Raw genomic sequence first — 12,515 nt, 5'->3', positions numbered from 1 at the left:
CCATTGTCTAATTCGCATACATTATTAATAGTAATCGTAAACTGTTTTTCAAAACTTAAACCAGCCTGATCTGTTGTTCTTATTCTAATCGAGTACGAGGATTTAGTTTCAAAATCCGGACTTGCATTGATCTGCAGGTTTGCTCCGCTGATCCTGATTGTAAAAGCACTGTTGTCTGTACTTCCTGCACCCGCTACCAAAGTATAAGTGAAAGTATTTGCAGCATCCACATCAACAGAAGATAGGACTCCCACTGTTGTTCCGGCAGCTACGTTTTCGTTGATTGCCGTAGCAGAAAGTCCAATATCGGTTGGAATGGAATTAGGTAGTGTAAATATCGGATTTATACCAGGAAATGAACTTCCTATTGCACCAGGAGTTATGTTAAAAGCTACGGTTTCGCTTCTGGTCCACTTTGATACATTACCAATTTCGCTAAGTATTTGTGATTTAGTACCAATGAAAATTCCTGTATAAACGTTATTGTCGCCATGATATCCTCCATTAGATGGATCTCTGTTAAGTGCAATAGCCGTTGATCCAAGAGTAAGAGATGGAGGTAAATATGAATTATTATTGTTAGGAGCTCCTGATCCAGATACATTAAATTGTCCTGCAGGTTGATTTATAGCATTAAAAGTTGCGCTAAAGGTGTTTGTCCATGCAAAAATAAAATTATTTATTGATGTTGGAGAATTTCCTTGAAAAATAAACCAGTTATCTCCTCCTGCGGGTACCGGACAATTTGTGGCAGTTGCATTTGACCATCCCGTTACAGTAACAGTACCTGGTAAGCCAGTAACAACAGGAGTAGCTCCTCCGGAGATTGTCAATTTAGTCACTGTTCCGGCAGCCAATGCTGTAGTTGTCCAGGTAATTGAACCCTCTGAGGTGTTACTCACAGAAGTAGTGCCGAAAGTACCGGTCGTTTCATCATATCCATAATCTGTTATTCGGATAACAGTATTTGCTGCTATAGGAGCAAGATTTACAATAGTCATTTCGTAGGGTACTACATCGTAATTCGTGCCTATAATCGCAATATCGCCAGGAGCTAATGTCTGAGCATTAAAGGATGTTATCATGCCTAGAAAACATGCAAATAGAAGTAATTTTTTATACATAAGATTATTTTTATAAATAGTTACAAAAAAGGACTGTTATGTGGACAGTCCTTATAATTTAATCATTTATGGTCTGGAAGGATATATACCCTGAACGCAAATAATATACTGCATTGCCACAAAAGGTGGTACAGTTGGTAATGGTTGAGGACCATTTCCCCAGGGAGTCAAAGTCAATCCTGTTGGGTCAAAATTTAAGCTATTAGCCACTGTTGAGGTACCTCCTGCCAAGGGTATAGTTGGTGTACCATTAGTATAAAGATTGGGTTGACCACTTCCTCCAACATCTCCTGTAGTTCCTAAAGCATTATTTGTTGCAGAAGGTGATGGAGATGCTCCATCTGCTGTACTTGCTTGTAAAACAGTACTTACTGTTACAGCACCGGTCAGGTTTGTTCCTGCTCCTTTTACAATTGTGTGCGTATGAGGAGGCATATTATTGGATGTAATTGTGTAGGATTGATTTCCACCAACTTGCCCTAAAGCATATGTTCCTCCAGGATGTGATCCTCCAATGTTTGAAGTTTGTGTCGGAAATGCTCCGCGTAAGTCAGGAAGTTTAAAAGTATTCATTCCGTCTCCTCCATAGGTTGTTCCTAATATAGAAAATAAAGCTGTGTTTTGACTTATTGATAAAGTTTGTCCTTCACAAGTTAAAAAGCCTACAGGAGCAAAATTTCCTGCAAAAAGTTTGATGGTTCCCATTATTTCGTCCATATTTTTCTTTTTTAAATTGATTAATTATTGATTTATTAATAAAATATATATATCAAACATAGTTTAACTGTAAAATAAGAATCAACAAAATGACATGAGGCTACAAATAAATGTTGTAAAGACGTGAAAAATCATACATGAAATTTATTTGTAATATTTTTAAAATAAATGAGAATGCTAATTAGGAGTCATTTTTTAGTATTTCCGTTTTGTAAATTAAATGTATAAACCAAAATTAAAGCATATTAAAAATTTGGATACGCGTATTTATACCTGTTTTTTAAAATAAAGTAAGTTAAGTAGTTGTTTTTCAATTTGTTTTAAAGGAATATTAGCGATGTTTTTTGTTTTTAAATCAATTTTCTAAAATAATTTATTAGTTTAGCTAAAGAATTGTTTAACTTATTTCCAGAAAAAATCTAAATATGACAGAAACAAATTTTAATGGAAAAATTAAAAACAGTTTACCTCTTGGCAAAAGAAGGACAAAAGAATACAGAGGTTTTAATAAAGAAGAAGTAAAAAATAAAATTGATGTTTATTTCCATTAGAAAGTTTAAAGTTGTTACTAAGTCATAATTTTAGTACTGTTATAGTTTATAGAAGAGACAATGATAAAGAACAAATTTTATGGTTTGTTAGTACAAAATTAGATGGAGAAACGACTATTTGTAAGTTTTTTTTAAAATACAGATGATGTGCCTAATAGCAGTCGTTTATGATGATACACATACAAGTTCTCTTTTTGGTGACTCTGACCCAATATAATGATGATAGATTTTTTAATATATTCAGGTTATCTATTTTTATTGATTAACTTGGTTTTATATACATATAGTTTTTTCTTTAAGAAAAAAGCTAATGTTTTTTTTATATCCTATTTAGCTTTTGCATGTGTAATGCAGTTTTCTATGGAGTGGATGTATCATTTGAAATTAGATAATTTATTTCTAATCAATATTTTTGTTATTGGACAAATGATTTTATTAAGTTTATTTTATGCTTCGATTTTAAAATTAAAATCTCAAGCAAAAATTGTAAAGTGTAGTTTGTATTTTGCTTTATTAGTATTGAGTGTTCAGTTTTTTATTGATCCTAAACAATTTTTAAAGTTCAATTTATTCGAAATTACTCTTACTTCTTTATTGATAGTAGTCTTCGCATTATTACATTTTTATAATATGCTTACAGAACATAAAACGTATTATTATATTACGATAGGTATTATTTTTTTTATGTTAGGCTCTACTATTTTGTATTTAGTAGGAAATATTACTTTAACTTTGAGTAAGGATGTGAAATATTTTTCCTGGACATTAAATGCTTTTCTGTTTTTAATATACCAATTGGTTATTTTATATGAATGGAAAATAAGTTTTTCTAAAAAAACTGTTTTGTAAGCTTAATAATTTTGTTGAATTATCATAATATTAAATCATTAACTATGAAAAAAATTAAAGTACACATTGTTTTTACAATTATGGTTTTTATGTTCTCATGTCAAAAAGAAAGTACTCAGGATGATGCTCTTTCAGCCACAACTTTACAAAAAGAAAGTTGGTTGACAGCAAAGTTAGATGCTAAATTTGCCAGTTCCCAAAAACAAGTTGCGGCTTATTTATTTTCTACAGAGGAAATGAAGGAATTAGTAGAAACACCTAACATTGAAGAAGTACATTTTGTATTAGGTTATGCTGATAATACAATACAGATAGAGGTGATTGGTGTTGATAAATCCGGAGATGATTTAGGTTCTGTTAAATCAACAATTTTGAAAGAATTAAACTTAACTAAGCTTAATGAATTGTCTATAAGTAAAACAAATAAAAGAACATCCTTATTAACCAAACATTTGTTATTGCCAAAAGATGCTTCAGTTTGGATAGAAGCCTGGCAAAAAAAGTTAAATGCGGTTTCTGATTTAGATGAAATAACCTCTTACGAAGGGAATCGTTTTCGCTATTTTAGTTTAGAATCTGAAATTATTGAGGCCATGGTAGCTAAAAACAATAAAAATATTGGAGTTTTGTTAGGACTTAACTCAAAAGGAAAAATAACAACAATTTTAATTGGCTTAGATCAAAATAATGTAATTAAAACAACAACTTTAACATCTAAAGAAGCTGAAGATGTTTATGATGGTACCAGACCTTGCCCTCCTTGTGTTGAATCAGAATAAAAAATAATTTAATTAAAAATCTCTATCTACTTTTGTTTGATAGAGATTTTTAATTAAATTATTTTTAAAGGTATTTCTCTGATAAAATTAAATGAATATCTTTGATTTTGTATTATATTCAATAATAAAAGAAATACCACAAATTTATATGAATGTAAATTCAATTCCTGAAAAAGAGATAGTCGCGATAATTTTATATACATCGCTTTTTTTTATGATTGTGTCAATTGCTCTGATTGTCTTTTTTTATTTCTCCAGAAAAAAAATCATTCAAAAAGAATTAGAGAAAAAAGATTTAATACTGGCACATCAAAGAGAGCAATTACATGCTGTTCTTATTACACAAGAGGAAGAACGTAAAAGGATAGCTCAGGATTTACACGATGATATTAGTTCAAAGTTAAATGTAGTTTCATTAAATAGTTATTTACTTACTTCTGCGAACTTAACACAAGCTGAAACTAAAGAGATTACAACTAATATTATCAATCTTACAGCAAAAGCTTTAGATAATTCCAGAAAAATTGCTCACAATTTACTTCCTCCTGTTTTTGATAAATTTGGACTTCATGCAGGTGTAGAGGAATTATGTGAAGAATTTGAAAGCAGTAAATCTCTTAAAGTCTTTTATAAAAATAAAATTGATTTTAATGAACATGAAAAAAACAAGCACTTACATGTTTTTAGAATCCTGCAAGAGTTGATGAATAACTCTTTAAGACATGGAAAAGCAACTGAAATTTCTATAATTTTTGATAAAGTAAATGGAATTAACAGCTGTATTTATAAAGATAACGGTATAGGGTTTGATTCTAAAAAATCAGAAAATCAGAAAGGACTTGGAATGAAAAATATTGATAGCAGAATATCTTTTTTAAATGGTAGTATTGAAATAAGTTCGGAGGTAAATAAAGGAATTGATGTTTTTTTTACTTTTTAACAAAATTATTGGTTTTATGTTTTCTTAATTTTATATTTCAATGCTGTTTTTTTATTAGTTATTTTTTGTAATTTTCAAATTCTAAAAGACTCAATGCCTAAAAAAATGGATGATCTTAATATCAAAATAGGTTTAGTTGATGACGAAGTTTTGTTTCGTAAAGGAATTTCTTTTTTACTTCAAAGAGAAAAAAATATTGAAATCCTTTTTGAAGCATCAAATGGAGAAGAATTGATTTCTCATTTGAATATTAATGAAACTAAACCAGATATTATTATCATGGATTTAAAAATGCCTGTTTTAAATGGTGTGGAGGCTACCAAAATTATTCGAAAATTTTTTCCCGAAATTAAAATTATTGCTTTAACAAGTTATGATACAAAATCATTTGTAACTAATATAATTCAGGTAGGTGCAGTCGCTTATTTAGTAAAAAGTACAACCCCAAAAGATTTAGTGAACACGATAAATGAAGTTGCTTCTAAAGGATTTTTTTATAATGAAACTATTTTAAAAACAATACAAGATACTATTCAACCTTCTAAAAATTCTAAAATAAATTTGGAATCAGGATTTTTATCGCCTCGGGAAATTGAAATACTTCAACTTATTTGTAATCAAAAAACAACTGCAGAAATTGCCGAAGAACTTTTTTTGAGTCCGCGAACAGTAGAAGGGCATAGAAATAATTTACTACTTAAAACAGAATCAAGAAATATTGCCGGATTAGTCGTATATGCTATTCAAAATGAAATTGCAGTCTTAACACTTTAGCTACTCAAAAATTGAATAGATATTATATAATACAAAATAATAGTAATTACTAATATACAAAGAGCTATTTTTTTTAATATATTTAAGTTCTTCGATTCTTTATTTGTATTATTAATTTTCATTTCTTACAAGTTTTTTTAATCATCAAATTTAAAGATAATATCCGTATCTCTTGTAAGTATTTATACCTGTTTTTTTGTTTTATTCTTTTTAAAATAAATTAAAAAAGAATAAAGTTTCTTTGCTATAATTATTCAGGTCTCAACATGGTTTTTTAGTACTTCCTTTATATCTTTACCCTTAAATAGTTGTCGAATGAAACAAAGTTTAATATATGTAGTATTGTTTTTGGTAACACTGTCGGTAAAGGCTTCTTATGTACTTCTACCGATGGATGACGCTACACAACAAAATCATCTTAAAGCTTATGGTATTACTTATTGGTGTTTGAGTAAGGATTACAAGGCGAGTTGGTTACTAAACTATCGTGGTGGTTCATTTTTATTACCGGACGCAGATGAAATTCGTAAAGAGTGTAAAATTCGTGGAGTAAGTTTTGAAATTATTTCTGATAGTGAAGAAGCGTCAATTTTAGATGAAATTTCGAGTCCCTCTCAAAATATGGAATCAGTTATTTTGGAAAAAGCTCCTAAAATTGCAGTTTATACTCCAAAAGGCAAACAACCTTGGGATGATGCTGTAACATTAGTTTTAACATATGCCGAAATTCCCTTTACACCAATTTATGATGAAGAGGTTTTAAGCGATCAGTTGTTACTTTACGACTGGCTGCATTTGCATCATGAAGATTTTACCGGTCAATATGGCAAGTTTTATTCAGCTTACAAAAATACGCCTTGGTATATTGAACAAAAAAAGGATTCAGAAGCTTTGGCTAGTAAGTTAGGCTATTCAAAAGTTTCACAGGAAAAAGGAGCCGTAGCTAAAAAAATCAGAGACTTTGTTGTTGGAGGAGGTTTTATGTTTGCAATGTGTTCTGCAACGGATAGTTTTGATATTTCTTTAACAGCAGATGGGGTTGATATCTGTGAAGCAATGTTTGATGGAGATGCAAGTGAACCGAATTATCAATCAAAATTGAACTATGGAAATTCTTTTGCCTTTAAAGATTTTACACTTGAACGAAGACCGGAACAATATGAATTTTCAGATATTGATATGACTACAAAACGTAGAATAACACCTGATAAAGATTATTTCACTTTAATGGAATACTCTGCAAAATGGGATCCAATACCAAGTATGCTTTGTCAAAATCATACACAATTGGTAAAAGGATTTATGGGGCAGACTACTTCATTTGATTCAGCATTGATCAAATCTAATGTTTTAATTATGGGAGCATGTGAACTTAATGGTGAAGCACGCTATATTCATGGAGAAAAAGGAAAAGGAATGTTTACTTTTTTTGGAGGACACGATCCCGAAGATTATCAGCATCAGGTAGGTGATCCCCCAACAGTTTTGGATTTGCATCCAAATTCTCCTGGCTATCGATTGATTTTAAATAACGTTTTGTTTCCGGCTGCAAAAAAGAAAAAATTAAAAACATAATTATTTGCTCTCGTTATATCTAGTGTAAGAAATATAAAGGCTTTTTCAATTTATGAAAAAGCCTTTTTTTGTTTTCATTAAGAATTAGACTGCTCTTAATCCTGTTGTGATAGCAAATCTATTCCATGAATTGATTGTAATAATAGCCAGGATAATTTCTGCTAAATATTTTTCATCAAATAAACGGGCTGCATTTTGATATGTTTCTTCAGAAACATGATTACTGATTAAAGTTACTTCTTCGGTCAAAGCCAAAATTGCTTTTTCTTCTTCTGTATAAATGTCCGCTTCGCGCCATGCACTTATAAGATAAATGCGTTGTTCGGTTTCGCCATATTTCCTGGCATCTGCAGTATGCATGTTAATACAAAAAGCACATCCGTTTATTTGTGAAGCACGAATTTTGATGAGTTCTTTATGCGTTGGAGTCAATGATGTTTTAGAAATATAACTTTCTAAATTCATAAGGGCTTGATAAGCATCTGGAGAAACTGTTGGGATAACGATTCTTGGTTTCATTTTACTTGTTTTTAAAGTTGAAACAAAGGTCAGTCAATCATATTTTGTAAATCTTGAACTACTTCAAGAAATGCATTTATATCTTCCCAGCTCTTATTTTACTCATAAATTCTGCTGAAAAATCTAAGTAGGAGGCAAGCATATATTGAGGAACTCGCTGTACGAAATCTGGTTGTTGGTTTTTGAAATGGTTATATCTTTCTTCCGCCGACATTGTAAAAAGGAATTTGATACGCATTTGGGCAGCTCCAAATGTTTTTTGTGAAATGATTCTAAAATAGCGTTCTAGCTTTGGAATCTGAATTAATAATGATTCCAAGACTTGTTTTTCAATTGCAATGATTTCAGAATTTTCTACAGCCTGAATATAAAAGTGAGACGGTGTATGATTATGAAAACTTAGATAATCGGTAATCCACCAACTCTCGACTCCAAATTGAAGTGTTTGTTCTGTTCCTTTATTATTAATAATATATTGTCTAAAACAGCCTTTTGTAATAAAATGTATAGTGTTGCAGACTTGACCTTCTTGTAAAACATGTTGTTTCTTTTTGATTTTGGTAATATCCAAACTCGATTCTAAAATATCAATCTCATGAGATTCTAAGGAGATAAATTTTTGAATATGTTCTAAAAGTACTGAATGCATTTGATTGTAATTGATTTAATATAAATGTAATAAATCTAGTTTCTATTCTGATAAACAATTAGAAAGCAAAAACCCAGTCATTTGACTGGGTTTTTTATGATAAGTAAGTAATCTTAAATTGAGTTGATAAACGTTTATTTTACTTTATTAAGAATAGCTTTGAAAGCTTCTGGGTGGTTCATAGCTAAATCTGCAAGAACTTTACGGTTCAATTCGATTCCGTTAGCTTTAACTTTTCCCATGAATTGAGAATAAGACATTCCTTCTAATCTGGCTCCAGCGTTGATACGTTGAATCCATAAAGCACGGAAATTTCTTTTGTTTTGTTTTCTATCGCGGTAAGCGTAGCACATTGCTTTCTCTACTGCATTCTTAGCAACTGTCCAAACGTTTTTACGTCTGCCAAAGAAACCTTTGGCTTGCTTCATTATTTTTTTTCTTCTTGCTCTTTTAGCAACTGAATTTACCGATCTTGGCATAATTTTAATGTATTTTTGTAGCAGGCGTCCTGAATTGAATCAAAGGAACTTAAAAGCCATACTCCAAGGTTATATAAATATTTTTTAACCTAAAGAATATCTTTAGTCTAATGTTTTAAGGCCAAACGTCTAAGTCAGTAACTGACTTTTAAACTTTATGACTTTCTAACTTTTGACTCTTATTATTAGATAATTCTTAATTGTTGTTTAATGCTTTTCATATCTGTTTGGTGAACTAGCGCTGAGTGTGTCAAAGCTAATTTACGTTTTTTAGATTTTTTAGTCAGGATGTGACTTTTAAAAGCATGCTTTCTTTTAATCTTTCCAGAACCAGTAACTTTGAAACGTTTCTTGGCGCTAGATTTTGTTTTCATTTTAGGCATTTTTCCTAGTGTTTTAATTTATTCTTACTTACTTATATCTTGGCCTGAAAGTTTAAATGTCAAAAGTCAAAAGTCAGTTTATGACTTTCAACTTTAAGACTTTCGACTTTAAGACTTATTTCTTTTTCTTCGGAGCAATGAACATGATCATTCTCTTTCCTTCCAAAACAGGCATTGCCTCAACTTTTCCGTGTTCTTCAAGATCTGTAGCAAGACGTAATAATAAAATTTGTCCTTGATCTTTGTAGATAATAGAACGTCCTTTAAAGAATACAAAAGCTTTTAATTTAGCCCCTTCTTTAAGGAACTTCTCAGCATTCTTTCTTTTAAACTCGTAATCATGCTCATCAGTCTGAGGACCAAATCTAATTTCTTTTACTACAACTTGAGACGATTTAGCTTTTAATACCTTGTCACGTTTCTTTTGTTCGTAAACAAATTTCTTGTAATCCATGATTTTACAAACCGGCGGTTCAGCATTTGGCGAAATCTCAACTAGATCCAATTCAAATTGGTCAGCTAAACGTAATGCCTCTGCTAGTTTAAATACACCAGGCTCGATGTTTTCACCTACTAGTCTTACTTCTTGTACACCACGAATATTGTTATTTATTCTGTGTGCATCTTTTTTTTCTACGCGAGGTTGAAAACCTCTGTTGCTTCTTATTGCTATGACTTTATAATTTAAGTTAAACTTTAAAAACTTTTAATGTTTTATTTATTTCTTCGTTTACAATTCTGACAAATTCGTCTATTGTAACTGTAATATTCCCTTTTCCTTCTTGTCCGTGTCGACGAATAGAAATAGTGTTATTTTTCTCCTCCTCTTCTCCTACAATCAGCATAAATGGTGTTTTCTGCATTTCTGCATCTCTAATTTTCTTGCCTATTGTCTCGTTTCGGTTGTCAATTAGGGCGCGAATTTCGTGATTTTCTAGCAAATCTAAAACTTTTTTAGCATATATTTCGTATTTCTCGCTCAAAGACAAGATTATAGCTTGCTCAGGCATTAGCCAAAGAGGGAAATTTCCAGCTGTATGTTCCAGTAAGATAGCAATAAAACGTTCCATAGAGCCGAAAGGAGCTCTGTGAATCATAACTGGTCTGTGTAATTCGTTATCAGCACCTTTATAAGTCAAGTCAAAACGCTCAGGTAAGTTATAATCTACCTGAATTGTTCCTAATTGCCATTGTCTTCCCAATGCATCTTTAACCATAAAATCCAATTTTGGACCGTAAAATGCAGCTTCACCATATTCAACTACAGTATTTAAACCTTTGTCTGCAGCAGCATTGATAATTGCATTTTCAGCTTTTTCCCAATTTTCATCAGTACCAATATATTTTTCTCTATTTTCCTGATCTCTCAACGAAATTTGAGCAGTAAAATTTTCAAAACCTAACGAACCAAATACATATAATACAAGATCAATTACTTTTTTAAACTCTTCATCCAATTGCTCTGGAGTACAAAAAATATGTGCATCATCTTGAGTAAATCCTCTAACACGAGTTAAACCATGCAATTCTCCAGATTGTTCATATCTATATACAGTACCAAATTCAGCATAACGCTTTGGTAAATCTTTGTACGACCAAGGTCTTACGTTATAGATTTCACAGTGGTGAGGACAGTTCATTGGTTTCAATAAAAATTCTTCACCTTCTGCTGGAGTATGAATAGGTTGAAAACTATCTGCACCATATTTAGCATAGTGACCAGAAGTAACATATAATTCTTTTTGGCCAATATGCGGACTCACAACTTGCTCGTATCCTGCTTTCTTTTGTGCTCTTTTTAAAAATTGTTCCAAACGCTCTCTAAGTGCAGCTCCTTTTGGTAACCATAGAGGTAAACCTTGTCCAACTTTTTGAGAGAAAGCAAACAATTCAAGTTCTTTACCTAATTTACGGTGATCACGACGTTTTGCTTCTTCAAGAAGTTCAAGATATTCAGTTAAATCTTTTTGTTTAGGGAAGGATGTTCCATAAACACGAGTTAATTGTTTGTTCTTTTCATCACCTCTCCAGTAAGCACCGGCAACGCTCATGATTTTAAAAGCTTTTATAATACCAGTATTCGGAATATGGCCACCACGACATAAATCAGTAAAAGTAGCGTGATCACAAAAAGTAATAGTTCCATCTTCAAGATTCGAAATCAATTCAGTCTTGTAAACGTTATCTTTATACATTTCTAAAGCGTCGGCTTTACTAACCGGACGCATTTTAAACTCATGTTTTTCTCTTGAAATCTCAAGAACACGATCTTCAATCTTTTTAAAGTCAGCTTCTACGATTTTCTGATCTTCAAAATCAACATCGTAATAGAAACCGTTTGCAATTGCAGGTCCAAGAGTTAATTTAATTCCAGGATACAATTCTTCCAGGGCTTGCGCCATTACGTGCGAAGTAGAATGCCAGAAAGCTTTTTTCCCTTCAGCATCGTTCCAAGTATATAGTATAAGATTACCGTCGGTCGTCAATGGGGTTTCGGTTTCAATAGTTGTACCATTAAAAGATGCTGAAATAACGTTTCTAGCAAAACCTTCGCTAATGTTTTTAGCGACCTCCATTGGAGTTACGTCTGATGCGAACTCTCTAATTGACCCATCGGGTAAAGTAATCTTGATCATTGTTTGTAATTTTGTGAGTGCAAATATACATGATTACAAAAACACATACAATATATATGTACAAGTTTACTTATTATATATGTATTGCTTTTCTATTGTACATTATTAAGGTGTCTTAATTTGGCAAACCCTATGGGTTTTGCATAGGTTGTTTGAAGTAATATAGCGTCGTGGTATATCGAATGCTTGTTTTGGATCCGACAAGTTGTCTTAACGTGGCGGGTTTGTTTTTATGTATATATAACTTAGGTAAAAAAACGATACTACAATATATGAGGGTGCTTTTTGTTGGACTGATCGAATTCGAAGCCTTTGGAGTTTTGGAATTTGAGATCTAGCGATAGTGAGCAGCAATTTGAAAAAGTTTTGGATTCAAGTTTAGGAGCTATTTCCCGCTGTCCTTCCAAATCTTTTGTTTTGAACCCCAAAACAAAAGGATTTTCCCTCCCATCGGGGCTAGGGTATGGTTTTCCAGAAGAATATTAGCGGAAATAGGATTTCAAACGGTAATTAAAAGAGAAAAATCAGGCGCCAAGACTG

Annotated in this window: 14 protein-coding genes; 6 read left to right on the top strand and 8 right to left on the bottom strand. The window is 31.6% G+C overall.

Features of this window, described 5'->3' with window-relative positions:
• The coding region (locus tag JE46_RS23565; protein WP_167343464.1) for a cadherin repeat domain-containing protein at positions 1–1,124 on the bottom strand (1,124 nt) is incomplete at its 3' end.
• A 66-nt stretch (positions 1,125–1,190) separates the two neighbouring features.
• Positions 1,191–1,841, bottom strand: a complete 651-nt coding sequence (locus tag JE46_RS23560; RefSeq protein WP_031457749.1) for a phage tail protein — start codon at positions 1,839–1,841, stop codon at positions 1,191–1,193.
• Positions 1,842–2,266: 425 nt separating this feature from the next.
• On the opposite strand from JE46_RS23560, the gene JE46_RS24650 reads away from it, so the two are divergent.
• From JE46_RS24650 to JE46_RS23535, 6 genes are all read left to right on the top strand, one after another.
• A complete protein-coding gene (locus JE46_RS24650) occupies positions 2,267–2,392 on the top strand; it encodes a hypothetical protein (protein ID WP_262494115.1) in 126 nt (41 codons plus the stop codon).
• A gap of 360 nt (positions 2,393–2,752) precedes the next feature.
• On the top strand, positions 2,753–3,241 hold the full coding sequence (locus JE46_RS23555; protein WP_244881911.1) for a hypothetical protein: 489 nt from the start codon (positions 2,753–2,755) through the stop codon (positions 3,239–3,241).
• A 44-nt stretch (positions 3,242–3,285) separates the two neighbouring features.
• On the top strand, positions 3,286–4,020 hold the full coding sequence (locus JE46_RS23550) for a hypothetical protein (RefSeq protein WP_031457747.1): 735 nt from the start codon (positions 3,286–3,288) through the stop codon (positions 4,018–4,020).
• A 148-nt stretch (positions 4,021–4,168) separates the two neighbouring features.
• Complete coding sequence (locus JE46_RS23545) at positions 4,169–4,960, top strand: sensor histidine kinase (protein WP_031457746.1); 792 nt, start codon at positions 4,169–4,171, stop codon at positions 4,958–4,960.
• A gap of 105 nt (positions 4,961–5,065) precedes the next feature.
• Positions 5,066–5,734, top strand: a complete 669-nt coding sequence (locus tag JE46_RS23540) for a response regulator transcription factor (RefSeq protein ID WP_031457745.1) — start codon at positions 5,066–5,068, stop codon at positions 5,732–5,734.
• 315 nt (positions 5,735–6,049) lie between these two features.
• Positions 6,050–7,309: a hypothetical protein gene (locus tag JE46_RS23535; RefSeq protein WP_031457744.1), complete on the top strand. Its 1,260-nt coding sequence runs from the start codon at positions 6,050–6,052 to the stop codon at positions 7,307–7,309.
• A gap of 84 nt (positions 7,310–7,393) precedes the next feature.
• Here the strand turns inward: JE46_RS23535 and JE46_RS23530 are convergent, their stop codons facing one another.
• The 6 genes from JE46_RS23530 to thrS form a co-directional block, all read right to left on the bottom strand.
• The gene (locus JE46_RS23530; protein ID WP_031457743.1) at positions 7,394–7,828 is read right to left on the bottom strand and encodes a carboxymuconolactone decarboxylase family protein; all 435 of its coding nucleotides are present in this window, start codon (positions 7,826–7,828) and stop codon (positions 7,394–7,396) included.
• Positions 7,829–7,904: 76 nt separating this feature from the next.
• Entirely contained in the window at positions 7,905–8,477 is a 573-nt protein-coding gene (locus JE46_RS23525) for a Crp/Fnr family transcriptional regulator (RefSeq protein WP_031457742.1), read from the bottom strand.
• Between the two features lie 134 nt (positions 8,478–8,611).
• Positions 8,612–8,956, bottom strand: coding sequence for a 50S ribosomal protein L20 (rplT, locus tag JE46_RS23520; RefSeq protein ID WP_007810721.1), 345 nt, complete (start codon positions 8,954–8,956; stop codon positions 8,612–8,614).
• A 185-nt stretch (positions 8,957–9,141) separates the two neighbouring features.
• Positions 9,142–9,339, bottom strand: coding sequence for a 50S ribosomal protein L35 (gene rpmI, locus JE46_RS23515; protein WP_026727505.1), 198 nt, complete (start codon positions 9,337–9,339; stop codon positions 9,142–9,144).
• 115 nt (positions 9,340–9,454) lie between these two features.
• Positions 9,455–10,006: a translation initiation factor IF-3 gene (infC, locus tag JE46_RS23945; RefSeq protein WP_078226030.1), complete on the bottom strand. Its 552-nt coding sequence runs from the start codon at positions 10,004–10,006 to the stop codon at positions 9,455–9,457.
• Between the two features lie 22 nt (positions 10,007–10,028).
• A complete protein-coding gene (gene thrS / locus JE46_RS23505; RefSeq protein WP_031457740.1) occupies positions 10,029–11,975 on the bottom strand; it encodes a threonine--tRNA ligase in 1,947 nt (648 codons plus the stop codon).
• Positions 11,976–12,515: the final 540 nt, after the last annotated feature.

This window comes from Flavobacterium chungangense LMG 26729, assembly GCF_000735715.2.
GTDB classification, from domain to species: domain Bacteria; phylum Bacteroidota; class Bacteroidia; order Flavobacteriales; family Flavobacteriaceae; genus Flavobacterium; species Flavobacterium chungangense.
Note: the sequence above shows the minus strand (reverse complement) of the source record. Positions and strands in the feature narration are given on the sequence as shown.

Excerpts from the sequence above, each read along its gene's own strand:
- JE46_RS23560 (WP_031457749.1), bottom strand. The coding sequence starts at position 1,841 with ATGGACGAAATAATGGGAACCATCAAACTTTTTGCAGGAAATTTTGCT.
- JE46_RS24650 (WP_262494115.1), top strand. The coding sequence starts at position 2,267 with ATGACAGAAACAAATTTTAATGGAAAAATTAAAAACAGTTTACCTCTT.
- JE46_RS23555 (WP_244881911.1), top strand. The coding sequence starts at position 2,753 with ATGGAGTGGATGTATCATTTGAAATTAGATAATTTATTTCTAATCAAT.
- JE46_RS23550 (WP_031457747.1), top strand. The coding sequence starts at position 3,286 with ATGAAAAAAATTAAAGTACACATTGTTTTTACAATTATGGTTTTTATG.
- JE46_RS23545 (WP_031457746.1), top strand. The coding sequence starts at position 4,169 with ATGAATGTAAATTCAATTCCTGAAAAAGAGATAGTCGCGATAATTTTA.
- JE46_RS23540 (WP_031457745.1), top strand. The coding sequence starts at position 5,066 with ATGGATGATCTTAATATCAAAATAGGTTTAGTTGATGACGAAGTTTTG.
- JE46_RS23535 (WP_031457744.1), top strand. The coding sequence starts at position 6,050 with ATGAAACAAAGTTTAATATATGTAGTATTGTTTTTGGTAACACTGTCG.
- JE46_RS23530 (WP_031457743.1), bottom strand. The coding sequence starts at position 7,828 with ATGAAACCAAGAATCGTTATCCCAACAGTTTCTCCAGATGCTTATCAA.
- JE46_RS23525 (WP_031457742.1), bottom strand. The coding sequence starts at position 8,477 with ATGCATTCAGTACTTTTAGAACATATTCAAAAATTTATCTCCTTAGAA.
- rplT (WP_007810721.1), bottom strand. The coding sequence starts at position 8,956 with ATGCCAAGATCGGTAAATTCAGTTGCTAAAAGAGCAAGAAGAAAAAAA.
- rpmI (WP_026727505.1), bottom strand. The coding sequence starts at position 9,339 with ATGCCTAAAATGAAAACAAAATCTAGCGCCAAGAAACGTTTCAAAGTT.
- thrS (WP_031457740.1), bottom strand. The coding sequence starts at position 11,975 with ATGATCAAGATTACTTTACCCGATGGGTCAATTAGAGAGTTCGCATCA.